The sequence below is a fragment of the Nonomuraea sp. ATR24 genome (assembly GCF_041950485.1).
GTDB classification, from domain to species: domain Bacteria; phylum Actinomycetota; class Actinomycetes; order Streptosporangiales; family Streptosporangiaceae; genus Nonomuraea; species Nonomuraea ceibae.
Genome location: NZ_JBGNUU010000011.1, coordinates 242,561 through 267,604 on the forward strand (window position 1 = coordinate 242,561; position 25,044 = coordinate 267,604).

The 25,044-nt window shown below is 72.7% G+C and carries 23 protein-coding genes; 11 read left to right on the forward strand and 12 right to left on the reverse strand.

What is annotated here, in order from left to right; genetic code table 11:
• Window positions 1-2 precede the first annotated feature (2 nt).
• Window positions 3-914 carry an NAD-dependent epimerase/dehydratase family protein gene (locus tag ACBI99_RS26395; protein WP_219507549.1) on the forward strand — a complete coding sequence of 304 codons (912 nt, stop codon included), beginning with the start codon at window positions 3-5 and terminating at the stop codon, window positions 912-914.
• Window positions 911-1,795: a Gfo/Idh/MocA family protein gene (locus ACBI99_RS26400; protein WP_375073739.1), complete on the forward strand. Its 885-nt coding sequence runs from the start codon at window positions 911-913 to the stop codon at window positions 1,793-1,795. The genes ACBI99_RS26395 and ACBI99_RS26400 overlap by 4 nt, the downstream gene beginning before the upstream one ends.
• On the opposite strand, the gene ACBI99_RS26405 is transcribed toward ACBI99_RS26400, so the two are convergent.
• The 4 genes from ACBI99_RS26405 to ACBI99_RS26420 are packed head-to-tail and all read right to left on the reverse strand — an operon-like array spanning window position 1,782 to window position 6,173.
• Window positions 1,782-2,618, reverse strand: a complete 837-nt coding sequence (locus tag ACBI99_RS26405; protein WP_375073740.1) for a trypsin-like serine peptidase — start codon at window positions 2,616-2,618, stop codon at window positions 1,782-1,784. The two genes, ACBI99_RS26400 and ACBI99_RS26405, sit on opposite strands and share 14 nt — an antisense overlap.
• A 55-nt stretch (window positions 2,619-2,673) precedes the next feature.
• A complete protein-coding gene (locus ACBI99_RS26410; protein WP_219507554.1) occupies window positions 2,674-3,678 on the reverse strand; it encodes an acetamidase/formamidase family protein in 1,005 nt (334 codons plus the stop codon).
• Entirely contained in the window at window positions 3,675-5,039 is a 1,365-nt protein-coding gene (locus ACBI99_RS26415; protein WP_219507556.1) for an APC family permease, read from the reverse strand. The genes ACBI99_RS26410 and ACBI99_RS26415 overlap by 4 nt, the downstream gene beginning before the upstream one ends.
• Window positions 5,040-5,093: 54 nt before the next feature.
• Window positions 5,094-6,173 carry a substrate-binding domain-containing protein gene (locus tag ACBI99_RS26420; RefSeq protein WP_219507557.1) on the reverse strand — a complete coding sequence of 360 codons (1,080 nt, stop codon included), beginning with the start codon at window positions 6,171-6,173 and terminating at the stop codon, window positions 5,094-5,096.
• Window positions 6,174-6,221: 48 nt separating this feature from the next.
• On the opposite strand from ACBI99_RS26420, the gene ACBI99_RS26425 reads away from it, so the two are divergent.
• A complete protein-coding gene (locus ACBI99_RS26425; protein WP_357585111.1) occupies window positions 6,222-6,653 on the forward strand; it encodes a MarR family transcriptional regulator in 432 nt (143 codons plus the stop codon).
• 4 nt (window positions 6,654-6,657) lie between these two features.
• Here the strand turns inward: ACBI99_RS26425 and ACBI99_RS26430 are convergent, their stop codons facing one another.
• The gene (locus ACBI99_RS26430; protein ID WP_357585109.1) at window positions 6,658-7,935 is read right to left on the reverse strand and encodes a Glu/Leu/Phe/Val dehydrogenase; all 1,278 of its coding nucleotides are present in this window, start codon (window positions 7,933-7,935) and stop codon (window positions 6,658-6,660) included.
• A 180-nt stretch (window positions 7,936-8,115) separates the two neighbouring features.
• On the opposite strand from ACBI99_RS26430, the gene ACBI99_RS26435 reads away from it, so the two are divergent.
• The 4 genes from ACBI99_RS26435 to ACBI99_RS26450 all read left to right on the forward strand — a co-directional run bounded on the left by ACBI99_RS26435 (window position 8,116) and on the right by ACBI99_RS26450 (window position 12,335).
• Window positions 8,116-9,672: an alkaline phosphatase D family protein gene (locus ACBI99_RS26435; protein ID WP_219507562.1), complete on the forward strand. Its 1,557-nt coding sequence runs from the start codon at window positions 8,116-8,118 to the stop codon at window positions 9,670-9,672.
• A gap of 22 nt (window positions 9,673-9,694) precedes the next feature.
• Window positions 9,695-10,405 (forward strand): SAM-dependent methyltransferase, encoded by a 711-nt coding sequence (locus tag ACBI99_RS26440; protein ID WP_375073741.1) that lies wholly within the window; start codon window positions 9,695-9,697, stop codon window positions 10,403-10,405.
• Window positions 10,406-10,495: 90 nt separating this feature from the next.
• Entirely contained in the window at window positions 10,496-11,083 is a 588-nt protein-coding gene (locus ACBI99_RS26445; RefSeq protein WP_219507565.1) for an RNA polymerase sigma factor, read from the forward strand.
• Window positions 11,076-12,335: a CU044_5270 family protein gene (locus ACBI99_RS26450; RefSeq protein WP_375073742.1), complete on the forward strand. Its 1,260-nt coding sequence runs from the start codon at window positions 11,076-11,078 to the stop codon at window positions 12,333-12,335. The genes ACBI99_RS26445 and ACBI99_RS26450 overlap by 8 nt, the downstream gene beginning before the upstream one ends.
• Before the next feature lie 132 nt (window positions 12,336-12,467).
• Here ACBI99_RS26450 and rocD read toward each other — a convergent pair whose 3' ends face one another.
• The 3 genes from rocD to ACBI99_RS26465 form a co-directional block, all read right to left on the reverse strand.
• Window positions 12,468-13,676 (reverse strand): ornithine--oxo-acid transaminase, encoded by a 1,209-nt coding sequence (rocD, locus tag ACBI99_RS26455; RefSeq protein WP_357585103.1) that lies wholly within the window; start codon window positions 13,674-13,676, stop codon window positions 12,468-12,470.
• On the reverse strand, window positions 13,677-14,474 hold the full coding sequence (gene ddaH, locus ACBI99_RS26460; protein WP_219507571.1) for a dimethylargininase: 798 nt from the start codon (window positions 14,472-14,474) through the stop codon (window positions 13,677-13,679). It abuts the gene before it with no gap.
• Window positions 14,475-14,630: 156 nt separating this feature from the next.
• The gene (locus tag ACBI99_RS26465; protein ID WP_219507572.1) at window positions 14,631-15,086 is read right to left on the reverse strand and encodes an Lrp/AsnC family transcriptional regulator; all 456 of its coding nucleotides are present in this window, start codon (window positions 15,084-15,086) and stop codon (window positions 14,631-14,633) included.
• Window positions 15,087-15,174: 88 nt separating this feature from the next.
• On the opposite strand from ACBI99_RS26465, the gene ACBI99_RS26470 reads away from it, so the two are divergent.
• A complete protein-coding gene (locus tag ACBI99_RS26470; RefSeq protein WP_375073743.1) occupies window positions 15,175-17,511 on the forward strand; it encodes a GH1 family beta-glucosidase in 2,337 nt (778 codons plus the stop codon).
• Between the two features lie 38 nt (window positions 17,512-17,549).
• Here the strand turns inward: ACBI99_RS26470 and ACBI99_RS26475 are convergent, their stop codons facing one another.
• The 3 genes from ACBI99_RS26475 to ACBI99_RS26485 all read right to left on the reverse strand — a co-directional run bounded on the left by ACBI99_RS26475 (window position 17,550) and on the right by ACBI99_RS26485 (window position 21,430).
• Entirely contained in the window at window positions 17,550-18,962 is a 1,413-nt protein-coding gene (locus ACBI99_RS26475) for a glycoside hydrolase family 16 protein (protein WP_219507576.1), read from the reverse strand.
• 207 nt (window positions 18,963-19,169) lie between these two features.
• Window positions 19,170-19,889, reverse strand: coding sequence for a DUF5941 domain-containing protein (locus ACBI99_RS26480; protein ID WP_219507578.1), 720 nt, complete (start codon window positions 19,887-19,889; stop codon window positions 19,170-19,172).
• Window positions 19,886-21,430, reverse strand: coding sequence for a CDP-alcohol phosphatidyltransferase family protein (locus ACBI99_RS26485; protein WP_219507579.1), 1,545 nt, complete (start codon window positions 21,428-21,430; stop codon window positions 19,886-19,888). The genes ACBI99_RS26480 and ACBI99_RS26485 overlap by 4 nt, the downstream gene beginning before the upstream one ends.
• A 147-nt stretch (window positions 21,431-21,577) precedes the next feature.
• Between ACBI99_RS26485 and recO the strand changes: the two genes are divergently transcribed.
• From recO to ACBI99_RS26500, 3 genes are read left to right on the forward strand one after another with little or no spacing between them, the layout of a single operon-like run.
• Window positions 21,578-22,312 carry a DNA repair protein RecO gene (recO, locus tag ACBI99_RS26490; protein ID WP_219507581.1) on the forward strand — a complete coding sequence of 245 codons (735 nt, stop codon included), beginning with the start codon at window positions 21,578-21,580 and terminating at the stop codon, window positions 22,310-22,312.
• On the forward strand, window positions 22,309-23,082 hold the full coding sequence (locus ACBI99_RS26495) for an isoprenyl transferase (protein ID WP_219507583.1): 774 nt from the start codon (window positions 22,309-22,311) through the stop codon (window positions 23,080-23,082). The genes recO and ACBI99_RS26495 overlap by 4 nt, the downstream gene beginning before the upstream one ends.
• Before the next feature lie 29 nt (window positions 23,083-23,111).
• Window positions 23,112-23,585, forward strand: a complete 474-nt coding sequence (locus ACBI99_RS26500; RefSeq protein ID WP_219507584.1) for a potassium channel family protein — start codon at window positions 23,112-23,114, stop codon at window positions 23,583-23,585.
• A 48-nt stretch (window positions 23,586-23,633) separates the two neighbouring features.
• On the opposite strand, the gene ACBI99_RS26505 is transcribed toward ACBI99_RS26500, so the two are convergent.
• Window positions 23,634-24,998 carry a PLP-dependent aminotransferase family protein gene (locus ACBI99_RS26505; protein ID WP_375073744.1) on the reverse strand — a complete coding sequence of 455 codons (1,365 nt, stop codon included), beginning with the start codon at window positions 24,996-24,998 and terminating at the stop codon, window positions 23,634-23,636.
• Window positions 24,999-25,044 lie beyond the last annotated feature (46 nt).

Sequence of the window (25,044 nt, forward strand, 5' to 3'; positions counted from 1 at the left end):
TCATGGGAAAGCACGTCGTGGTGGGCTCCGGCCAGGTCGGCACGCACCTGGCCGGCAAGCTCCTCGCCCAGGGACACGAGGTCACCGTGGTGACCCGCTCGGGCCGCGGCCCGGCCGGAGCCGTCAAGGTCGCGGCCGACGTCGCCGACAGCGCCCGCCTCATCGAGGCCACCCGGGGCGCGGACGTCCTCTACAACTGCGTGAACCCGCAGTATCACCGCTGGCTCACCGACTGGCCGCCGATGGCCGCCTCGTTCCTGGCCGCCGCCGAGGCGACCGGCGCCGCGTACGTCATGCTGGGCAACCTCTACCCGTACGGTCCCGTCACCGGCCCGATGACCGAGGACCTGCCGCTCGCCTCCACCAGCCCCAAGGCGCGGGTGCGGGCCACGATGTGGGCCGACGCGCTGGCCGCGCACCGGGCGGGCCGGATCCGGGCGACCGAGGTGCGCGCCTCCGACTACTTCGGCCCCGGCGCGACCGACCAGTCCTACCTGGGCGAGCGCTTCCTGCCTGCGCTGCGGGCGGGCAGGACCGTCCAGCTGGTCTTCCCGGCCGACATCCCGCACAGCTGGACGTACCTGCCCGACGTGGCCGACGCGCTGATCGTCGCGGGCGGCGACGAGCGCGCCTGGGGCCGGCCGTGGCACGTGCCGACCGCCGAGCCGCAGAGCTTCCGCCAGATCGGCCGGCGCATGGCCGCGCTGCTCGGCCTGCCCGAGCCCAGGATGACCACGCTGCCGTGGCCGCTGGTGCGCCTGACCGGGCTGTTCTCGCCCATGATCGGCGAGCTCCGGCACACCCGCTACCAGTTCACCGCCCCGTACGAGCTCGACTCCTCGGCCTTCCAGCGGACGTTCGGCGTCGCGCCCACGCCCCTGGACGAGGCGCTGAAGGCTACGCTCGAGGCGTGAAGATTGCCATGATCGGCCTGGGCGACATCGCGGCGAAGGCCTACCTCCCGGTGCTGGCCGCGCAGCCCGGCCTCGACCTCCGCCTGTGCACCCGCGACAGCGCGAAGCTGGACCGGCTCGGCGACGCCTACCGGATCGCCGACCGGTCCACCTCCGTCGACGAGGTGATCAAGGCGGGGGTCGACGCGGCGTTCGTGCACGCCGCCACCGCCGCCCACCCGGAGCTGGTCGAGCCGCTGCTCACCGCTGGGGTGCACGTCTACGTGGACAAGCCGATCGCCGACAACCTGGCCGACTGCGAGCGGCTGGCCGCGCTGGCGCGAGCCGAGGGGCGGTCGCTGATGACCGGCTTCAACCGGCGTCACGCCCCCGGCTACACGGGGCTGGCCGAGCTGCCCCGGCACCTGGTGCTGATGCAGAAGAACCGGGAGAACCACCCCGACGTCGTCCGGCGGGCGATCTTCGACGACTTCATCCACGTCGTCGACACGCTCAGGTTCCTGGCCCCCGGCCCGGTCACCGGCACCACCGCCCGCACCCGCGTGCGCGACGGCCTGCTGGAGCACGTCGTGCTGGAGCTCACCGGCGACGGCTTCACCGCCATCGGCGTGATGAACCGGGTGAGCGGCGCCGGCGAGGAGAGCTGCGAGGTCATGGGGGCGGGCGTCAAGCGCCGGGTGGACAACCTCGGCGACGTGACCGACTACGCCGGCGGCGAGATCCGCACCCGGCGACCCGACTGGGTGCCGGTCGCCCGGCAGCGCGGCATCGAGCAGGTCACGCTGGAGTTCCTGGCTGCCGTCCGCGACGGCCGCGTCCTCTCCGCCGACGACGCGCTCGTCACCCACGCCCTGTGCGAGGAGATCGTCACCGCTTCCTGAGCAGCATCGCCTCGTCGGCCTCGGCCAGCATCCGGGTGAACGACCTGTCGCCGAGCCGGGTGAGCACGGTGAACCCCTTGCGGTCGCGCAGCGGGCTGGAGGACGACACCACGCCCGCGATCGCGCCGCCGTGCAGCGCCGGGCCGCCGCTGCCGCCCGCCGCCGCGTGGCAGTTGCGCGTCACGAGCACGCCCGGCCCCCGAGCCGGACCCTCGGACGTGCCCTCCACCGCGTCGCCCAGGCAGTGGTACATCCGGGTCCCCGGATACCGCTTGCCCGCCGGATAGCCGAGCAGCTCCAGCCCCCGCAGCGAGCTGCCCCTGCTGGTCGGCAACGGGCGCAGGCCCGGCCCGGTGACCTCCTCCAGCGCCTGCTGCTCCACCGTCGCCACCCCGACGATCCCCACGTCGTACGGGAGCAGCTTGGCGGAGTAGGGCCGGTCCCGGTAGCGGGCCGGCACCCAGGTGCGCACCGCCGGCCACACGCCCAACGGCGGGCTGCCCCGGTCGTAGCCCGGCAGGAACGCGAGCTGCTTGAGCGGCCTGCCCTGGTTGTACAGGCAGTGCGCCGCCGTCAGCACCAGGCTCCGGCTCCGGCTGCCGATCACCGATCCGCCGCACATCAGGTGGGTGCCCGTGACGGGATCCCGCCCCACCAGCACCCCCGTCAGCCGCCGCGCTCCGGTGTACGGGCGCGGCACGGGGGCGAAGCCGAGACGGTCACCCCCCGGGGTGAGCACCTTGCGCACCGGGATGCTGCGCTGGGAGACGTCAGCGGCGACGGTGGGGTCGAGCAGGGCCAGAGTAAGCACCAACCTGAGCACCCACCTACTTCTAGCAGCAAACGATCAGCCCGCTGACCTGCGACATCAAGGTTTACTAAGCCATGTACTGGGCGCCCAGCGCACGCAGCCTGGCGTGCGCCGACTCGTACACCGAAGGGGTGCCGAGGTAGGCCTTGGGCAGTTTGGCGACCATCGTGTAGTTGGCGTCGCACACGTTGCCGACCGGCGCCTGCCCGGCCTGGCTGACGAGCTGGTAGGCGTCCAGCTCGTCGAGCCCGGTCAGCGACGACGTCCAGGTGACCAGGTCGTGCTGGCTGATGCGGTAGGCGTCCTCCAGCGGCCGGGCCGAACCGGTCGTCATCAGGTGCAGGTCGTCCTCCAGCCTCGGCCACGGCGTCGCCACGCCCTTGATCAGCTCGACCGCGACCACGGTGTTCATGGCCGCCTCGACGGCGGTGCCGCACACCTCGCCGTGCCCCTGGAGCCCGTGGCCGTCACCGATGGAGAACAGCCCGCCCTCCACGTTGACGCCCAGGTAGACGGTGACGCCCGCGCGCAGCTCCGGCGTGTCCATGTTGCCGCCGTGCGCGTCGGGGACGATCGTCATGCGGGACTCGTTCGCGCCGGGCGCCACGCCCACCGTGCCGTGCATCGGGTCGAGCGGCAGCTCCACCCGGAAGTCGCTGTTACGAGCCTGGTAGACGGCCACGCCCTTGGCCACGTCCAGGTCGTACCACCAGACCCGCTCCTCCAGCGGAGGCTGGAGCATGGCCGTGGTGTGGGTGCCGGTCAGCGCGCCGAAGTGCGGGAACGTGCTCGAAACGGCCCAGTCCCTGGCCGGGGTGATGGACACGAAGTGCAGCGCCAGCGTGTCGCCGGGCTCGGCCCCCTCGACGTGGAAGGGGCCGGTGACCGGGTTGAGATAGGGGAACTCGCACACCTGTGACGGCAGGTCGTCCACCGACCGGACGCGGCCGGCGAAGCAGTCCTCGGTGAACAGCTCCAGGATCGTGCCGGGCCGCACCTTCCCGACGGGGGCCCGGCCGCCGAAGGTGTAGCTGTACTCCTCGGGGGAGGGGCGGTAAGAGATGACGTTCAAGAGACCTCCGAGGGCAGGACGGGACGGCGGCCCGTCGAGTAGAGAACCAGCGCCACGATCAGCCCGATCCCGAGCCAGACGAACCCGAGCACCTGGGCGGCCACCGAGGCGTTGATGACGACCAGCACCAGCACGGCGAACCCGATCACGGGGACCAGCAGGTGCGCGGCCCAGTTGCGGCTGCGCTGCCGCACGACATAGTGCACCACGACCGCGACGTGCAGAAGCAGGAACGCCGTCATGGCGCCGAAGTTGATGAGCGAGCTGAGCAGCGAGATCGCGTCGGCGTAGAAGCTCAGCCCGACGCCCAGCACCAGCGTGATCAGCGCGACGGAGAAGGTGGCGTTGACGGGCACCTTGTGCTTGGGGTCGACGCGGGCCAGGAACGAGGGGAGCTGCCGGTCGCGGGCCATCGCGAACAGCAGCCGCGAGGTGGCCGCCTGGGCGACGAGTGAGTTGGCGAAGCCCCACGCGATCGCGGTGGCCACCGCGCACAGCACGCCGAGCCAGGCGCCGCCGGCGTACGTGGCGGTGTCGTAGAAGGCGTTGTCGACGTTGGCGCCGGGCACGAGGGCGGCGCGGTCGGGCACGAGCAGGGCCGCCACCCAGGTCTGCACCACGAACAGCACGGCCGCCAGCGCCAGCGCGGCGACCATGGAGCGGCCCAGGCGCCGGGCGTCCTCGCGGTTCTCCTCGGCGAGCGTGGAGATGCCGTCGAAGCCGAGGAACGACAGCACGGCGACCGAGGCGGCGCCGAAGACCAGCGTCCAGGAGAACGCCGAGGAGTCGAAGACCGGCGTGAGCGCCCCGGCCGTGCCCTTGCCCTGCGCCAGCGCGATGCCGCCGATCACCAGGAAGATCGCCAGGACGACGAGCTCGGCGGCCAGCATGATGCGGGTGATCCGGGCGGTCATCTGGATGCCGAGCCGGTTGATCACGGTGTTGAGCACGATGAAGACGATCAGCCAGGCCCACACCGGCACGGCGGGCACGAAGGAGTGCATCGCGGCGCCGGCGACCATGTAGAGCAGGGTCGGCACGAGCAGGTAGTCCAGCAGGATCACCCAGCCGGCCATGAACCCGACGGGGGCGGCGATGCCGCGGCCCGCGTAGGTGTAGACCGAGCCGGCCATCGGGAACGCCTTGGCCATCTGGGCGTAGGACAGCGCGGTGAACGCCATCGCAACCAGGCCGATGATGTAGGCGAGCGCGACCATGCCGCCGGACGAGGCGAAGACGGTGCCGAAGATGCCGAACGGCGCAATCGGCACCATGAAGATCAGACCGTAGATCATCAGGTCGGCGAACCCGAGGGAGCGCTGGAGCTCCTGCCGGTAGCCGAACTGTTCGATGGTGCTCATGAACGGCTCCTTCAATGTGCTGGGGGTGATGAGCACATTAGAGGGTGAAGCTTTCTATTGAAAAGGTTTCTCTAGAAAGAAATCAAGGCCGTCCGCCCTGCCCAGATGCACCTGACGGCGCACCTGCCGGTTCAGCAGCGTCAGCGGCCCCCGCGCGCTGGTGATCGTGGTGCCGTCGGCCACGGCGTCGACCTCCGGCACCGCCAGCGAACCCGCCCGGGACGCCAGCGCCGCCAGCATCGCCACCGCCTCGTAACAGCCCTGCCCGTGGGCGTTGAGCATCGGCGCCTGCGGCCCGAACCTGGCCGCGTAACGCTCGGCGAAGTCCAGGCTCGCGTCGGTGCCCAGGCCGTTGAAGTAGCCCATCGACGCGTACAGCTCGCCGGTGCCGTCACCGCCGATGCCGAGCAGCCCGTGCTCCTCCAGTGCCCCGCACAGCCGGGCCGAGCCCAGCCCGCTGGCCGCGTAGGCCCGGTTGAAGTCCACCAGGTCGCTGCCGATCAGCGTCAGCAGGATCGCGTCCGGCCGGGTGTCGGCCACCCGGTCGAGCCAGCGCGTCGCCTCCCCGTGACGGACGAACCGCTCGCCCACCACCCGCGCGCCCGCAGCCCGCAGCCGGGCCCGCGCGCTCGCGTGCACCAGCCGGGGCCACACGTAGTCGTTGCCCAGCAGGAACCAGCGCCGCGCCCCCCGCGCCCCCGCCAGCCACTCGATCCCGGGCGCGAGCTGCCTGCCGGGGGTCTCGCCCAGGAAGAAGACGCCCGGCGCGTGCCCGATCCCCTCGTACGGCGGCGCGTACACGAACGGGGCCCGGCCGCCGATCGCCCGCACCACCGCCACCCGCACGTCACTGGCGTGGGATCCGGCCACCGCCTCCACGGCGCCCGACCGGACCAGCTCGCCCACCTCGGCGGCGACCACCGGAGCGGCCCGGCCGCCGTCGACCAGCACCAGCTCGACCGGCCTGCCCAGCATCCCGCCCGCGGCGTTGACCTCGCCGGCCGCCATCAGGGCGCAGTTGATCGCGCAGGGCCCCACCAGCCCCAGCACCCCCGACACGGGCACCACGAGCGCGACACGCAACGCGCCGGAGGGGAGGAGCCGGGCCTCGAGAGGATCGACGATCGCCGCCACCCGACGAGTATCCTCCCGGAAAGCACCCGGGTGAAAGGACCTTGTTCAATGACCGCCACCGGGCTCGGGTCCTCTCTCGCGTACCTCCTCAGCAGCGCCGAGCGGAGCGTCAACCGAGGGCTGGCCGCCGCCCTCGCCGGCGAGGACGTCACCGTCGAGCAGTGGCGCATCCTGCGCGCGCTCGCCGACGGGCGCGGCCACTCGATGGGCGAGCTGGCGGCGGCCGTGCTCATGCCGCACCCGACGCTGACCAAGGCCGTCGACCGGCTGATCGAGCGGGCCCTGGTCTACCGCGGCCCCTCGGCGGGCGACCGGCGCAGAGTGGCCGTGTTCGTCGCCGGCCGGGGCGCCGACCTGCTGGCGCGGGTGGACGGGGCGGTGGCCGAGCACCACCGCCTCATCGCCGACGCCCTCGGCCACGACCGCATGGAGCGGCTGATGAGCGACCTGGAGTCGCTCGTGGCCGAGCTCGACCGCTAACGGGTCACGGGTAGAGGCCGCGCATCTGGTGCGCCTCGGCGACCCGGCCCACGCCGATGACGTGCGCCGCCTGCCGGAGCGTCAGCCCGCGCTCGGCGGCCATCGACTTGACCTCGCCGTAGGCGCTCTCCATCAGGTCCTTGAGCTTGCGGGCGACCTCGCCCTCGCTCCAGGAGAAGGCCTGCATGTTCTGCACCCACTCCAGGTAGGACACGATGACGCCGCCCGCGTTGGCCAGGATGTCCGGCACCACGACGGTGCCGTTGGCGGCCAGGATCTCGTCGGCCTCCGGCGTGGTGGGGCCGTTGGCGCCCTCCACGATCAGCCGGGCGCGCACCCGCGCCGCGTTGGCCTCGGTGATGACGCCCTCGAGCGCCGCCGGGACCAGGATGTCCACGTCGAGCTCGAACAGCTCGTCGTGGCCCAGCGCGTCGGCGTCGCGGTAGCCCAGCACCTGGCCGGTCTCGGCCACGTGCGCGCGCAGCGCGGCGACGTCGAGGCCGCCGGGCGCGTGGACGGCGCCGGTCACGTCGGAGACGGCCACGACCTTGCAGCCGGCGTCGGACAGATACTGCGCGGCGAGCGCGCCGACCTTGCCGAAGCCCTGCACGGCCACCGTCACGCCCTCGGGCGCGTGGCCCAGCGCCGACAGCGCCGCGATCTGGACGCCGCGCGAGGTCGCTCCCGCCCGGCCCAGCGAGCCGCCGAGCTGCATCGGCTTGCCGGTCACCACACCGGGCACCGCGTAGCCGGCGTTGACGCTGTAGGTGTCCATGATCCAGGCCATGGTCTGCTCGTCGGTGCCGACGTCGGGGGCCGGGATGTCCTTCTCCGGGCCGATCATCGGCAGGATCTCGTTGACGTAGCGGCGGGTCAGCCGCTCCAGCTCGCGGGTGGTCAGCGTGCCCGGATCGACGGCGACGCCGCCCTTGGCGCCTCCGTACGGGATGCCGACCAGCGCGCACTTCCACGTCATCCACATGGCCAGTGCGGTGACCTCGTGGATGTCGGTGCCCGGATGAAAGCGGATGCCGCCTTTGGCCGGGCCGCGCGAGACGTTGTGCTGCACCCGGAAGCCCTGGACGACGTCCATGCGGCCGTCCTCGCGCCGGACCGGGACCGAGACGGTCAGCGACCGGCGGGGCGTGGCGAGCATCGTACGGAGCCCGTCGTCGAGCCCGAGGTGCTCGGCCGCCTGGCCGAGCTGGTGAAGAGCGGAATCCAGGGCCTGGCGGCCAGGGGTGGTCTGTGCCGGCGTCTTTGACGGCACCATGACGCTCATGAAGAGGTCCTCCTGTTATGGACGCCCGATGTCTGGGTAAAGCGCCGTTGCCTAACCCTTTTGGGCGTACTTGTCGTGATCAGCCTAGAGGGGGTGTCTGGAGTTGCCTAGTGCTCGATATGCGACACTCTGGCAGGCTTGTGGCCCAGAGTGTGCCGAACTGTCGAACCGGGGGGTGTGATGCCCGCACTGGTGGTCGGGCCGATGTTGCGCTACGTCGATTCTGCCAGCGCCTCGATCTTCGTGGAGGCCGAAGCGCCGTGTACGGTCACCGTGGAGGCAGGCGGTCGGCCGTACAAGTCGCCCACCTTCACCGTCCACGGTCACCATTACGCGATTGTCGACATCACTGATATTTCCCAGGATGTCATCACGTATTCCGTGCGACTTGACGGTGACCAGGTGTGGCCGCCGGAAGGACGGCCGGAGAGCCGGATCCGGCGGCTGCCCGAGAGCGGGCCGCGCTCGCTGGCGTTCGGGTCGTGCCGGACGAGCGTGCCGCACGACACCGCGCACGTCCTCACCCACGGTCACGACGTGCTGCGCGCCTACGGCTGCCACCTGGCGCGGGCGGACGAGGAGGAGTGGCCCGACCTGCTCCTGCTCCTCGGCGACCAGGTCTACGCCGACAGCCCGTCGCCCGAGATGCTCGAGTTCATTCGTGCCCGCCGCGACACCGAGCCGCGCGACGAGATCGCCGACTTCGAGGAGTACGCCGAGCTCTACCGCCAGGCGTGGACCGACCCGGAGATCCGCTGGCTGCTGTCCACCGTGCCGACCGCGATGATCTTCGACGACCACGACCTGCGCGACGACTGGAACACCTCCAAGACCTGGCGCGAGGAGATGGCCGCGACGAGCTGGTGGAAGCGCCGGGTGGTGGCCGGGCTGGGGGCGTACTGGGTGTACCAGCACCTGGGCAACCTGTCGCCCGCCGAACGGGCTGCTGACCCGCTTTATCGTGATTTGTCGGGTGCTGATGGCGACGGGGCGGCCGCGCTCGACGCCTTCGCCGCCCTGGCCGACGCCGAGCCGTCCAGCAACCGGTGGAGCTACGCCCGCGACCTCGGCCCGTCCCGGCTCATCATGATCGACACCCGGTGCGCCAGGCAGCTCACGCCCGGCGACCGGCGCATGCTCGACCCGGCCGAACAGGCGTGGCTGGAGGAGCAGGTGTCCGCGCCCGCCGAGCGGCTGATCATCGGCTCGTCCATCCCGTTCCTGCTGCCCGAGGGCGTCCACGGCGTGCAGAACTGGAACGAGGCCCTGTGTGACGGCGCCTGGGGACGCACGGTCGCCCGCCTGTCGGAGCGCTTCCGTCAGGCGGTCGACCTGGAGCACTGGGCGGCGTTCCGGCGCTCGTTCGACGACCTGGCCAGGCTGTTCGCCGGGCTGGGCAAGCCGGTGCTCATCCTCTCGGGCGATGTGCACTACTCCTATGTCGCCAAGGCCCGCAAGGCGCCGGTCTACCAGGTGGTCTGCTCGCCGATCCGCAACCCGCTCAGCCGGCTGCTGCGCTGGGCCAACGTCTTCACCCAGTTCGGCATCGCCACGCTGGTCGGCGGGCTGCTGGCGCGCTCGGCCCGCATCCCGCGCCCGCCGTTCAGGTGGCGGGTGGTGGCCGGGCCGTGGTTCCAGAACGCGCTGGCCACGCTCAAGCTGCCCGAGGCCCGCGCCACCTGGCTCCAGTCGACCGGCGAGGAGGTCAAGGAACTCGGCACTGTACAATTGGAATGAAAACCATTATCGTCTCGGCGTCATGAATCAGTATGACGTCGCCGTGCCCTTCTACGACCTGTGGCACGAGGACGGCCACGTGCCCGCCGCCCGCGCCGCCCTCCCGCCCGTGCTGGCGCGGGTGCGCGGGCCCGTGCTGGAGATCGGCGCGGGCACCGGCCTGATCACCGAGGTCATCGCCGCCGCCACCGGCGGCGAGATCTTCGCCGTCGAGCCCGCCGCCGGCATGCGCGCCGTGCTCGTCTCCCGCCTCACCCAGCGGCCCGGCCTGCTGGAGCGCGTCACCGTGCTGCCGTACGGGGCCCTCGACGCGGACGTCGACGAGCCGGTCGGCGCCGTCGTCATGATCGCGGTGCTCCAGGCGTTCGACGCCGCCACGCGCCCGCGGCTCTGGGAGACGCTGGCCCGCCAGCTCCGGCCGGGCGGGCTGCTCGTGTTCGACCGCCGCGAGCCCGCGCCCGCCGTCCCCGGCGAGCCGGAGCTCCTGGGCTCCTACCGCGTCGGCAGGCACCGCTACGAGGTGCACGGCCACCTCCTGGCCGCCGAGGGCGAGCTGACCCGCTGGCGCTTCCGCTACGTGGTCACCCAGCGCGGCGTCGTCATCGGCGAGGACGAGGTCATCAGCGAGAGCCACCGCCCCACCCGCGCCCGCCTCGACGCCGAGCTCACCGCCGCCGGGTTCACCCGCGCCGACGCCCCCGGCGGCCTGGACGTCTGGCGGTTCGCGAAATAGTCGGTGTTTCGCGAAATAGTCGGAACCGTGGTCCCCCGTGCGGCCAAGAACCAGATGACCGCATGAGAGAGGACCGACGACGTGGTGGGTGTGCAGGAAGTGTCAGAGGCGCTGGACGACTCCGCGCTGATCGGGCGTTCACGCGACGACCCGGAAAGCTTCGCGGCTCTGTTCGACCGGCACGCCGACGAGATCCACCGCTACGCGGCCCGGCGCCTCGGCCCCGAACTGGCCGAGGACGTCACCGGCGAGGTGTTCCTGGTGGCCTTCCGCCGCCGGGCCCGCTACGACCCGGCCTGGCCCGACGCCAGGCCCTGGCTGTACGGGATCGCCACCCGGGTCGTCGCCCAGCACCGCAGGGCCGAACGGCGGCGCAACCACGCCCTGGCCAAGGTGAGCCCGGAACGGCCGGGCACCTTCGACGAGCGCAGCGCCGACCGCGTCACCGCCGAGCAGCTCCAGCCCCGGCTCGCCAAGGCGCTGACCGCGCTCAGCGCCGCCGAGCGCGACCTGCTGCTGCTCGTCGCCTGGGCCGACCTCACCTACGAGGAGGCGGCCCTCGCCCTCGGCGTCCCCGTCGGCACCGTGCGGTCCAGGCTGCACAGGCTCCGCGCCAAGGTGCGCAGGGCACTCGGCGGCAACGATCCCTTCGCAGCAGAGGAGCCCCGGCATGGATGAGGAGTTCAAGGAGTTCGCGGACGGCCGCCCGGCGGTGCCGCCCTACCCGCCCGAGGCCCGTTTCCGGGCCCGCGAGGCGCTGATGCGCGAGGCGCGCCGGGGGAGGGGGCTGCGGCTGCCCAGGTTCGGCTGGCAGGCCGTGGCCGCCTTCGGGGTGACGGTCACCCTGGTCGGGGGCGTCGCCGTGGCCCTGTCCGGGCAGAACGGGCAGTCGCCGGTCGCCGGCAGCTCCGTCACGCGGGCCGCCGCGCAGTTCTTCCCCGAGCTGCGGCCCCGGCCCGGCCAGTTCATCCTGATCGAGTCCGACACCATGTACGCCTCGTTCCAGGCCGGGGAGGACGGCGAGGAGAGCCGCCACCTCTACCGGACGCACCGGAAGATCTACCGGTCGGTGGACGGGAGCGCGGACGGGCTGCTGTACATCGAGGGACGGCCGCCCGAGCCGTGGCCCGGCCGGGAGCTGCCCGCCGTGGCCCACGACTGGAAGGGCTCCGGCTGGAACCGGCTCGCGTCCTGCCCCGGCCGGATGGGGGACCAGCGTGACGACTACGCCTACCTGAGCGGGCTCGACGCGGCCGCCCTGCGCGCACTGATCCGCCGCGACGCGCCGCCCGGCAAGGCCGACGCCGCCCAGCAGGCGTTCGACGCGGCGGCCGAGCTCGTCCGCGAGAGCTACCTGCCCAGGGCGCAGCGCGAGGCGCTGTTCCAGGAGATCAAGGCGATCCCCGGCGTGACGGAGGCCGACGGGGTGGCCGACTCCGCCGGGCGACGCGGTGTGGCCCTCGGGCTGCCCGCCTCGGACGGGACCCTGCGGCAGCTCATCTTCGACCGCGGCACGTACAGCCTCCTCGGCGAGCGTGCCACGGTCGTGGACGCCCGCGCGGCGGAAGCGCCCGAGGGCAGCCTGCTCGCGCACACCGCCCAGCTCAACGTCACCGTCGTCGACCGGCTGCCCGAGGTGGACTCCCCGGACGGGGACGACAGCTGCGAGGGCCCCGCCGAATCCGCGTCCCCGGCCCCGACGGAGGACGTCCCGGCGGAGGACGTCCCGACGGAGACCGCCGCCCCGGCGGAGGACGCGCCGACGGAGGACGTCCCGACGGAGACCGCCGCCCCGGCGGAGGACTTCCCGGCGGCCGAGCCGACCCCCATCCCGTCGGAGTCCCGCCCGGAGGTCCCGGCGGAGGACTTCCCCGTGGACGAGTCGGCGTCCCCCACCCCGGCCGGCCCCATGCCCACCCCTACCGGCTGACCCCCACGACCCTCCTGGGGAGAGCCGCCTCGCCCCCGTCACGGCCCGTCTCCTTGGGAGAGGGCCGTAACGGTGGATGGCGCATTCACGGGCGGAGGGCCCCTCACCTCCGCTGGTGGGAAGGCGAGTGGGTCAGCGGAAGGAGGCGAGGGCGTCGGCGAGGAGGTCGACGGCCCGGTGGAGGTCCTCCTCGGAGATGACGATCGGCGGCGCGAGCCGGATGGTGGACCCGTGCGTGTCCTTGGCCAGCACGCCCCGCTCCAGCAGGGCCTTGGACACCTCGCGCCCGGTGGCCAGGGACGGGTCGACGTCGACGCCGGCCCAGAGGCCGCGCCCGCGTACGGTCACGACGCCGTCGCCGACGAGCTCGCGCAGCCGGGCGTGCATGATGTCGCCCAGCCGGGCGGCCCGCTCCTGGAACTCGCCGGTGTTGAGCAGGTCGATGACGGCGTTGCCGACGGCGCAGGCGAGCGGGTTGCCGCCGAAGGTGGACCCGTGCTGCCCCGGCTTGATGACGCCGAGCACGTCCTCGTTCGCGGCGATGGCCGAGACGGGGACGACGCCGCCGCCGAGCGCCTTGCCCAGGACGTAGATGTCGGGCACGACGCCTTCGTGGTCGCAGGCGAAGGTCTTGCCGGTGCGCCCGAGCCCGGACTGGATCTCGTCGGCGATCATCAGCACGTTGTTCTCGGTGCAGATCTCGCGCACCTGGGCCAGGTAGCCGTCCGGCGGGACGAGCACCCCGGCCTCGCCCTGGATGGGCTCGACGAGCACGGCGACGGTGTTGGGCCCGATGGCGGACCTGATCGCCTCGGCGGAGCCGTACTTCACCACGGTGAACCCGGGCGTGTAGGGACCGAAGTCGCCGCGCGCGTCGGGGTCGGTGGAGAAGCTGACGATCGTGGTGGTGCGGCCGTGGAAGTTGTCCTCCATCACGATGATGTCGGCCTGCTCGGGCTCGACGCCCTTGACCTGGTAGCCCCACTTGCGGGCGACCTTGATGGCGGTCTCGACGGCTTCGGCGCCGGTGTTCATCGGCAGGATCATGTCCTTGCCGGTGAGGTCGCCCAGCCCGGCGCAGAACCGGGCGAACTGGTCGTGGTAGAAGGCTCGGCTGGTCAGCGTCAGGTTCTTGAGCTGCTCCTGGGCCGCCTCGATGATCTTCTCGTTGCCGTGGCCGAAGTTGAGCGAGGAGTAGCCGGACAGGAAGTCCAGGTACCGCCTGCCTTCGACGTCGGTCACCCATGCCCCGTGCGCCTCGTGGATCACCACGGGCAGCGGGTGATAGTTGTGCGCGCTCCGGCGCTCACTGGCCTCGATGAGGTCCGCGCTGCTGGTCATTCAGTTCTCCCCCCTGATTTCCAGTGTGCAGCACTTGGGGCCGCCACCGGCTTTGCGCAGCTCCGACAGGTCGACCGGGATCACCTCGTAGCCGCGCCGCTTCAGCTCCAGCTGGAGGTCTCCGGCCTCGGCGTTGATGACGACGTTGGTGCCGTCGCTGACCGCGTTGAGGCCGAGGACCTCGGCGTCGGCGGCGGAGGCGAGCACCGCGTCCGGGAACATCCGGCGCAGCACCTGGCGGCTGCCTTCGGAGAAGGCGCCCGGGTAGTAGGCGACGTTGCGCCCGTCGAGCGGGAACAGCGCGGTGTCGAGGTGGTAGAAGCGCGGGTCGACCAGCCGCAGCGTCACCACGGGCCGGCCGAGGAACTCCTGGGCCTCCTGGTGGGCCGCCGGGTCGGTGCGGAAGCCCGTACCGGCCAGGATGACCTCGTCCAGCGTGAGGAAGTCGCCCTCGCCCTCGTTGACCTGCGTGGGCTCCAGCACGGGGTAGCCGCGCTCGGCGAACCAGCGCAGGTAGGCGGGACCCTCGGGGCCGCGCTCGGGGAAGGCGAAGCGCGCCCCGTAGACCCGGCCGCCGGCGACGAGCGCCCCGTTGGCGGCGAAGACCATGTCGGGCAGCCCCTCGATCGGGTCGATGAGGCTGACCTGGTGCCCGAGGCTCTCGTACACCGCTTTGAGGCCTTCCCACTGCCGGATCGCGATGTCGCGGTCGGCGCCCGCCTCGGGGTTCATCCACGGGTTGATCGCGTAGGCGACCGTGAAGTGCTCCGGGCGGCACATGAGGAAGTGTTTGGGCATGCAGGGCTCCGTGTGTTCATGCTGGAATACGCCCTCACCTGGGAGGACGGAGCCACAGCCTAAGAATCGGGAGGCCTGTGGGGAAAGAGGGCGACATTGCGCGTGGGCGGTGTTCTGTTGCGTCTTGTGCCAGGTGAGCGGTGATTCGTTGCGCTGTCACGGCATGGCGGTTCCGGGAGGGCTGTCGACGAGCCTGGAGAGCACGATGGCGCTCTTGGTCCGCACCACGAACGCCTGCGCGGCGATGCGCTCGATCACCCGCTCGACGTGCCTGACGTCGGTCGCCCGGATGTGCAGCAGCGCGTCGGCCTCGCCGGTGATCGTGGCCGCGCCGACCACCTCAGGGAACCGGGAGACGGCCAGCGCGATGTCGGACGGCTTCGTCTTGCCCTGGCAGAACAGCTCCACGTACGCCTCGGTCGTCCAGCCGAGCGCCTGCGGCGCCACCCGGGCGCTGAAACCGGTGATCGCGCCGCTCTCGCGCAGCCGGTCCACCCGCCGTTTGACGGCCGGCGCGCTCAGGCCCACCTGCTGGCCGATCTCGGCGTAGGTCTGGCGGGCGTCGTCCACGAGCGCCGCGATGATGTCACGATCCAGCCGATCCAGTTCCACGCGCTCTGTATATCGCCTGGCCGTGTGGCGCGCGACGATCACCTCCCGGCAGACTGGGCGCCTCTAACACGCTGGAAGGTCACCGGTCATGAGCAGCACGCGCTTTCCCGAGGGTTTCGTCTGGGGTGTCTCCACGTCCGCCTACCAGATCGAGGGCGCCAACGCCGTCGACGGGCGCGGCCCTTCGATCTGGGACTCCTTCTCCGACTCGCGGGACGCCTGCGACCACTATCACCGCTATCCCGAGGACGTGCGGCTGATGAAGGAGCTGGGGCTGGGCGCCTACCGCTTCTCGGTGAGCTGGCCCCGGGTGATGCCCGAGGGGGCGGGCCGGGTGAACGCCGCCGGGCTGGGCTTCTACGACAGGCTGGTGGACGAGCTGCTGGCGGCCGGGATCACCCCGTACGTGACGCTCTACCACTGGGACCTGCCCCAGGCGCTGGAGGACCGGGGCGGCTGGCCGGAGCGCGACACGGCGCTGCGCTTCGCCGACTACGCGCGGGTGGTGCACGAGCGGCTGGGCGACCGGGTCGGCACCTGGTTCACGCTGAACGAGCCGTGGGTGGCGGCGTTCCTCGGCTACGGCGCGGGCATCCACGCGCCCGGCAGGAGGTCGGCCGCCGACGCCTTCAGGGCCGCCCACCACCTGCTGCTCGGCCACGGGCTGGCGGCGGACGCGCTGCGCTCGGCGGGCGCCCGGGAGATCGGCGCGGTGCTCAACTTCGGGCCGGTGATGACCCCCGGCCAGGTGATCGGCTCGGCCCGGGAGCTGAGCGAGGAGGACGCCGCCGCGGTCGCCAGGATCGACGAGCTCATGCACGGGCAGTTCCTGGAGCCGCTGACGCGCGGCCGCTACCCGGACCGGGTGGTGGAGCTCGCCGGGACGGACCACGTGCGTGACGGCGACCTGGAGCTCATCTCCGGCCCGCTCGACCTGCTCGGCGTCAACTACTACGCGCCGACCGTCGTGCAGGCCCAGCCCAGCGAGCCCGCCGACCCCGCCTACCCGGGCAGCGACGGCATCCTGTTCTGCACCGTGCCCACCGCCGTGACCGCGATGGGCTGGCCCATCGTGCCCGGCGCGCTCACGCTGCTGCTCGACCGGCTGACCCGCGAGCACCCGGGCCTGGAGCTGATGATCACCGAGAACGGGGCCGACTTCGCCGACACCGTCACCGGCGACGGCATCCGCGACATGGACCGCATCCACTTCATCGAGGAGCACCTGCGCGCCCTGCGCACCTCCGTCGAGCGCGGCGCCCGGGTGCGCGGCTACCTCGTCTGGTCGCTGCTCGACAACCACGAGTGGGCCGACGGCTACCAGCGGAAGTTCGGGCTCGTGCACGTCGACTTCGCCACCCAGAAGCGGCGGATGAAGGACAGCGCGCTGTGGTACCGCGACGTGGTGCGCCGCAACGGCCTCGGCGGCGACCGGCCGCGCCGCCCCACGCTGGAGACCGTCGCCGCCCGCGCCGGCGTCTCCCGGGCGACGGTCTCGCGCGTCGTCAACGGCGAGGCGTCGGTCAGCCCGGAGGTCCGCGCCGGCGTGCTGCGCGCCGTCCGCGAGCTCGGCTACGTGCCCAACGCCGCCGCCCGCAGCCTCGTCACGCGCCGCACCGACGCGATCGCGCTGGTCCTGGCCGTGCCCCGGCAGGGCGGCGACGCCCTCACCGCCGCCGTCGTCCAGTACGTCACCAGCGTCCTCGAAGGCGCGGGAAAGCAGGTCACGCTCATGCTCGCCGACACCGCCGAGAGTCACCGGCGCATCCTGGAGCGGGTGGAGACCGGGCTGCTCGACGGCGTGGTGCTGCTGCCGCCCGACGGCCCCGACCCGCTGGCCGAGCGGCTGGCCCGCACCGGCACGCCCGTCGTGCTGCTCGGCAAGCCCGCCGTCGCCTCGCTCGTCCCGTACGTGGACGTGGACAACGCGGGTGGCGCCGCGGCGGCCACCGAGCACCTGCTGCGCCAGGGCCGCCGCCGCATCGGCGTCATCTGCGGCCCCACCGACCTGGTGGCCGTCCAGGACCGCCTGACCGGCCACCGCGAGGCCCTGGAACGCGCCGGGCTGCGCCCGCACCTCGCGCTCGCCGGTCACACCCGCGAGTCGGGCGCCGAGGCGCTCACCCGGCTGCTCGCCGAGGACGACCGCCTCGACGCCGTCTTCGCGACCGGTGACCAGCTCGCGATCGGCGCGCTGCGCGCCGCCGCCGAGGCCGGCCGCCGGGTGCCCGCCGACCTGGCGGTCGTCGGCTTCGACGACATCGACGCCGCCTCCGCCACCACCCCGCCCCTCAGCACCGTACGGACTCCCGTGACGGACCAGGCGATGGCCCTGGCCCGGCTGCTGCTGTCACGGCTGGAGGGCAGGCACGCCGGCTCGGTGGCGCTCCCGGCCCGCCTGGTGGTGCGCGGCTCCAGCGCCTGACCGGCCGGGCCGCCCCGATGGGGGAGGCCCGGGGGCGGTCAGCTGGTGGAGAAGGTGAACCAGTTGACGTTGACGAAGTCGGCCGGCTGGCCGCTGGCGAACGTCAGGTAGACGGTGTGGGTGCCGGTGACGGGTGAGATGTTGGCCGGGACCGTGCGCCAGCTCTGCCAGCCGCCGGTGTTGCCGATCGCGAAGTCGCCGATCGGCGGGGCCGTCGGGCTGCCGAGCCGCACCTGGACCAGGCCGCTCACGCCGGCCCCGGCCCCGGACGCGACGCGCGCCTTGAACTGGCGGGCCGCCGTGGCGCCGAAGTTCACCCCGTCGAAGCGGAGCCAGTCGCCGTTGGCGATGGCGCCCACGTTCTGGCCGCCGCCCGCGTCGGTGGTGGCCTCGACCATCGTCCCGGACTGCGCCTGGTAGCGCTCGGCCTGGATGGTGGAGCGGGCGTCGACGCCGCCGGGCGAGGTCGGGGTGATCGTCGGCGACGGCTCGGTGGTGCCGCCGCTCTGCCACACCGCCACGTAGTCGACGACCATCGGCCGTCCCGGCACGGTGGCCGCGGTCGGCGTGCCGAACCCGGCCACGCCGTTGGGGAAGCCGCCGCCCATCGCCACGTTGAGCAGCAGGAAGTAGCCGGCGTGCCCGGTCATGTTGTTCCACGTGGTGGCGTCGAACTGGGACTGGCTCACGCTGTGGAACTGCTGGCCGTCCACGTACCAGCGGAGCTGGTTGGGGGTGACGCTGCGGTCCCACTCGAAGCGGTAGGTGTGGAAGGCCGACTGGCACGACGAGCCGGGGCAGACGCGGCTGGCGCCGAGGCCGTTGTTCTCGTTGCACGGCCCGCCGGGGCTGACGCCGCAGTGGAGCACGGCCCACACGGAGTTGACGCCGTTGACGTTCTCCATGATGTCGAACTCGCCGATGCCGGGCCAGTTCCAGTAGTTGCCCCGGTAGGGGGAGCCGAGCGCCCAGAAAGCCGGCCAGTAGCCGAGGGCGGCGTCGCCGGTGACGTTCGGCATCTGGATGCGGCCCTCGATGCGCAGGACGCGCCCGGCGGCGGGCTTGAAGTCGGCCTTCCTGGTCTCGATGCGGGCCGACGTCCACTCGCCGGAGGAGCTGCGCAGCGGGGTGATGCGCAGGTTGCCGGAGCCGTCGAGGGCCAGGTTGGAGGGGCTGGAGGTGTAGTTCTGGATCTCGCCGGTGCCCCAGTTGGCGGGGCCGCCGGGGTAGGCGTGGCCGGTGTCGATCTGCCAGTTGGCGGAGGAGGGCGGGGAGCCGGAGGGGCCGTTGAAGTCGTCGGACCAGACCAGCGACCAGCCGGACGGGGTGGGCGGCACGGCGGCGGAGGCGCTCACCGCCACGTGCACGAGCAGGCCGCTGACCAGCGTCAGCGCCGCGGCCACGGCCGCGAGCCGGCGGCGGCCGGCGGATCGGAGGGTACGTAACGTCATTCGCTGCTCCCGGGGGGTGCGGAGGCAAACCGGAGAGAGCGCTCTCTCGATTAGCTGAACACACCCGTTGACCCGCTGTCAACAGTCCGTCCGGGCCTCGGATCGCCGGGACCGTTCCGATGGGAGAGCGCTCTCAGTCGCGGGCGCCCGGACATGCCGAAGGGCCGGTCGCGACGGCGACCGGCCCTTCGTGCGCGAGCGTGCGGCTCAGCCCTTCTCGGCCTCGCCCGTGGCCTGCTCCATGGCCTCCTCGGGAGAGGCCTCCAGGTCCTGCTCCGCCTCGGCGCCGGCCTGGGCGGACGCCTTGTCCAGGCGCACCCAGCTCGTCACGCTCTCCACGGCGAACAGCACGAACAGGTAGGCGGTCAGCACCGCCAGCACCGGCGTCAGCCAGCCGAAGGCGGCGCCCACGCCGATGATGAGCAGCCGCAGCTCCCAGCCGAGCCCGGCGTGGAACACCCAGGCGGGCGGCCAGATCGACTGCCGGGTCCGGTAGACGGTGTCATAGGTGTGGTAGCCGACCACGTACACGAGCACGAACAGCAGCCACTTCGGCGCGTCGGCAGTCAGCCCGACGACGATCAGCGTGAGGAACTCGGCGCCGCGCAGCAGCGGCGGCGTCAGCCAGTCGAAGCGGCCCAGGTGGTGGCGCGGCGCGGTCGGCAGCACCAGCAGCACCATGATCAGCGGCGGGACCAGCAGCATCGGCCCCGGCTCCAGCAGCCCGCCGGCGGTGACGGCGATGACGGCCAGCAGGGCGGCGAGCGTGGCGGGGACCGGCGGCAGACCCTTGCCGAGCTTGCCCGCGAGCGCGTGGACGAGCGGCCCGTCGTCACGGTAGGCGAGCAGCCGGGCGGTCTGGACGCGGCGGCGTTCCTCGTCCGGGTCGGGTGCGGGGGTGGCGGCGGCCTGCGGGTGGGTGATCATGCGAGCGACCTCATGAGGCGTCCGGTCAGGGTGTAGGCGGCGGCGACGGTGCCCCAGATCACCAGCGTGAGGAAGGTAATGCGGGCGTCGAAGAGGGCGGCGGTGATCGCGATGGCCGCGAACCGCTCGCCGATGGGGAACACGATCATCTTACGGGCCCAGTGGACGGCGCGGTACTTGCCGGCCTTGGTCCACATCTTGAGCAGCCCGCGGATGCCCTGGCTGCGCTCGACCTTGCGGCGCTCCAGCGCCTGGCGCAGGGCCCGGTCGTCGGGCGCGTCGAGCGGCAGCGTCGGGAGCTGCGCGGGCGCCTTGGCGCGCCGGTTGGCGATGCCGAAGGAGAAGTCGAGCAGGTGGCGCACGGACTGCAGGCCGATCGCCGCCAGCGCGAAGATCCAGATCGTGTCGTCGCCGTGACCAGCCACGACCCAGCCGATCGCCAGGCCGGCGAAGACCACGTACTCCTTGAACCGGTCGAACGTGGCGTCGAGCCACGCACCGAGCACGCCGAACTTGCGGGCGTAGCGGGCGACCTGGCCGTCGACGCAGTCGAAGACGAACGCGAAGTAGATCAGGATGCCGCCCGCGACCATGCCGACCCGGTCGCCGGTGGCGAAGCAGGCGGCGGCGGCCACGCCGAGCGCGATGGAGATGAGCGTGACCTGGTTGGGCGTCAGCCCGCGCCGGGCCGCCCAGCGGGCGATGAAGCGGGAGTAGGTGGAGACGAAGTAGGTGGTGAAGAAGCCGTCGGCGCCCTTGACGGCGTTGTCGAGCCTGGCCCGGTCCTCGTCCATGCCGATGATCTCGGAGCCGGCCTCGTTGGCCTCCTCCTGGGTGGTGACGCGGCGGTAGAACAGGTCGCGGCGGCCGCGGATGCCGACCGAGACGCCGTTGCGCACCAGGCCGAACGCGATGATCTGCACCAGGTCGTCGTCGGGGCCGAAGGCGTCGGCCATGTCGGCGAGCTGACGGCAGGTCTCGGCGAGCACCGGCGCGTTGCGCGCGCTGATGTGGACCGGGCCGAGCAGCACGGCGTTGGGCCGGGTCACCTTGTGGGTGGCGGTGCCGATCGACACCACCCGCGACTTGCCGATGCGGGAGCGAACCGGGAGCCCTTCGACCCGGTTCATGCCGATCTCTGGCTCTGCCTCCTCGATCGGAACGGCCTCGGCCGTCTCCTCCTGTCCCGCGCCGGGGTCCTCGTCGGAGTCCTCCCCGGCCGCCGGGCGCGGCTCCTTGGCGACGAGCACCAGCGCGCCGCGCTTGGACTTGGTGATCTGGTAGATCAGCTCGTCGTGGACGACCGAGTTTTCCGGGATGATGAACAGGCTTTCCGTCGCCGACTCGGCGACCTCGGCCAGTGCGCGCAGGGCGGCGGCCACGTCGCCTGACGCGATCGTGGCGGGCCGCGGGTCCATGGTGCGAAGCTGGCTGTGCAGCCGCTCGGAGACGGTGGGATTGCCGGGTAGCGCGGCGAGCCTCAGGCCGGTCGGAGCGGTGTCGGGGCCGGGCGAAGAGCCCAGCAGGACCACGCGGGTCATGACTCCCTTTCGAGGCGGTTTCGGGGGGTTGAACATCGGGCAATGCGGGACAGGCGTCAAAGTGTAGTAAGGGTTCCTGAGCAACGCGTCACCGCCGCACGGCCGGAGCACGAAGTGCCGACGCTTTCCCGGCCATAAGATGAGCGAGTGAGTCTCTACCGTGACGAGGGCGTGGTCCTGCGCACGCAAAAGCTCGGCGAAGCCGATCGCATCGTCACAATCCTGGCCAAGCGCACCGGCAAGATCCGGGCCGTGGCCAAGGGGGTGCGCCGCACCACCTCGCGCTTCGGCGCAAGGCTCGAGCCGTTCACCCACGTCGATCTGCAACTCCACACCGGACGCACCCTCGACGTGGTCACCCAGGCCGAGACCATCAGACCTTACGGCGAGACACTGGCGGCCGACTACCCCCGCTACACCGCCGGCACCGCGATGCTGGAGACCGCCGACCGGCTCACCCACGGCGAGAAGGAGCCGGCGCTGCGCCAGTTCCTGCTGCTGGTGGGCGGGCTGCGCACGCTGGCCGACGGCGACCACGAGGCCAGGCTGGTGCTCGACGCCTACTTCCTGCGCTCGCTGGCCGTCGCCGGCTACGCGCCCGCGCTGGAGGCGTGCGCCAAGTGCCGGGCCCCGGCCGTCAGGGCGTTCGCCATCGTGGCGGGCGGCGTGGTGTGCGGGGCGTGCCGCCCGGCCGGCTCGGCCGTGCCCGCCGGGGAGACGATCGGGCTCATGACGGCGCTGCTGCGGGGCGACTGGGTCTCCGCCGACGCCTCAGAGCCGCGCCACCGCACCGAGTGCAGCGGCCTGGTGGCGGCCTACCTGCAATGGCACCTGGAGCACGGCATCCGCTCGCTGCGCCACGTAGAAAGGGAACCCGCGTGAATCCCCGCCCGCCGTCGCCGCACCCGTCCGGTGCGACGCCGCCGCCGATCCCGCGCGACCTGGTGCCCCGGCACGTCGCCATCGTCATGGACGGCAACGGCCGCTGGGCCAAGGCCCGCGGCCTGCCGCGCACCGAGGGGCACAAGGCGGGGGAGGCGTCCCTGTTCGACGTCATCGAGGGCGCCCTGGAGCTCGGCGTGCCCTACCTGAGCGCGTACGCCTTCTCCACGGAGAACTGGAAGCGCTCGCCCGACGAGGTGCGCTTCCTCATGGGCTTCAACCGCGACGTGATCCGGCGCCGCCGCGACGAGCTCAACGCGATGGGCGTGCGGGTGCGCTGGGCGGGCCGGCCGGGCCGGCTGTGGAAGAGCGTGATCTCCGAGCTGCAGACCGCCGAGGCGATGACCGAGCACAACCGGGCGCTGACGTTGCAGTTCTGCGTCAACTACGGCGGCCAGGCCGAGATCGTCGAGGCGGCGGTCAAGCTGGCCGAGGACATCGCCGCCGGCCGCGTCAGGGCGTCGAAGGTCAACGAGAAGGTCTTCGCCCGCTACCTCGACGAGCCGGAGATCCCGCCGGTCGACCTGTTCGTCCGCTCGTCGGGGGAGCAGCGCTTCTCCAACTTCCTCCTGTGGCAGTCGGCCTACGCCGAGATGGTGTTCCTGGACCGGCTCTGGCCCGACTTCGACCGGCGCGACCTGTGGGAGGCGTGCGAGATCTACGCCAAGCGCGACCGCCGCTACGGCGGGGCGGTGCCCAACCAGGTCTGAGCGCGCCCTGACGTGGGCAACGTCAGGACATGTGGCGACTGATCTGGAACTCTGCCCTGGTCATCGCGCTCTACTACCTCGTCCCGCTGGAGGCCGGCGGGCCCCTGTGGCTGAGGTGGGCTCGCGCGGCGGTGTTCGCGGCCGGGGTGGCGCTGGTCGTGGTGGGCGTCGCCCGCGCGGCCAGGCGGCAGGCGACGGCCGAGCCCGGCTCCCTGCCCGCGACCGGCCTGGCGGTGGCGACCGTGGCGGGCGTCGCCCTGTTCGCGCTGGCCGACTACGGGGTGGCCGTCTGGGGCGAGAACGAGTTCGCCGGGCTGCGCACGCGCACCGACGCCCTCTACTTCGCCGTCTCGACGCTGGCCACGGTCGGCTTCGGCGACGTGCACGCGCAGGGGCAGGTGGCCAGGGCGCTGGTGCTGGCGCAGATGGTGTTCAACCTGGTCGTCCTCGCCACGGCCGCGACCCTGCTGACCCGCCGCCTGCGCGAGCGCCGCCACCTGTGACGCCCCTCCCAGGAGGGTGACGTCCCTCCCAAGAGGATGGCGCCTCTCTCAGGAGGGTGACGGCGGCAGCGCGGCCAGGCGGCGGGTGGCCTCGGCGAGGTCGGCCGGGCCCGGGGCGGCGGCGAAGGAGAGCCGCAGGAAGGGGCCCGAGGGCTCGGCGGGGAAGTAGCGGGCGCCCGCGTCCACCGCGACGCCGTGGGCGCGGGCGGCGTCGGCCAGCGTGGTGTCCTGGACGCCGTCCGGCAGGCGTACCCACAGGTGCAGGCCGCCGGTCGGGTGCCGGGTGAGCGTCCAGTGCGGGAGGTCGCGGGCGAGACAGGCGGCGAGCAGCGCGCAGCGCTCGCGCAGGGCGGCCGAGAGCGTCCGCAGGTGCCGCTCCCAAGCCGGGGTGCTGAGAAGCTCGACGGCGGCCTCCTGGAGCGGCCGGGCGGTGAAGAAGTCGTCGACGAAGCGCATCCCCCACAGCCGCCGCATCACCGGGCCGCGCGCGATCACCGCGCCGATGCGCAGGCTGGGGGAGGCGGGCTTGGTCAGCGAGGTGAGGTGGATGACGGTGCCGTCGCGGTCGCCGGAGACCAGTGGGGGCGGCAGCGGGCCGCCGTGGCCGAGATGGCGGGCGAAGTCGTCCTCGACGAGGAACGCGCCCGCCGCCTTGGCCACCTCCACCACCTGATCGCGCCTGCCGGGGGCCAGGACCGTGCCGGTCGGGTTGTGGAAGGTGGGCTGGCAGTAGAGCAGCCGCGCGCCGGTCATGGCGAAGGCGTCGGCGAGCAGGTCGGGGCGGATGCCGTCGGCGTCCGTCGGCACCGGCAGCGGGCGCAGCCCGGCGGCGCGGGCGGCGGCCAGCGCGCCCGGGTAGGTGGGCGACTCCATGAGGACCGGGCCGCCGGGGGCGACGATGGCCCTGAACAGCATCGACAGCGCGCCCTGCCCGCCGCCGGTGACGAGCACGTCGTCGGCGGTCACCGAGCCGCCCGCCTGGCGGGCGAACAGCGCGCGCAGCGGCGCGAGCCCGGCCGTCGGGGCGCGGCGCCAGGCGCCGGGACGGCGGGCGGCGCGGGCGAGCGCGGCGGCCAGCGCCCGCGTGGGCTGCAGCGACTCGTGCGGGTAGCCGCCCGACAGGGCGACGGCGCCGTCCGGCAGCGGGACCGGCGGCTCGGCGGAGGCGTCGCGCCCGGCGAGCGCCACCGACTGCCAGGAGGTGTCGGCCCCGCCGCCCTGGTCCGCGGGGCGGGCGGCCACGAACGTGCCACTGCCCGGCCGGGTCACCACCGCGCCCTCGGCGGCGAGCCGGGCGATCGCGCGGGACACGGTGGCCGGGCCGACGTGGTGGCGGACGGTCAGCTCGCGGCTGCTGGGCAGGCGGTCACCGGGGGCGAGCCCGGCGATCAGCTTCCGGAGAGCTGCCACCATCTCAGAAGTGCTACTCTCGGACATGAGAGGACATGGTAACGCTTCT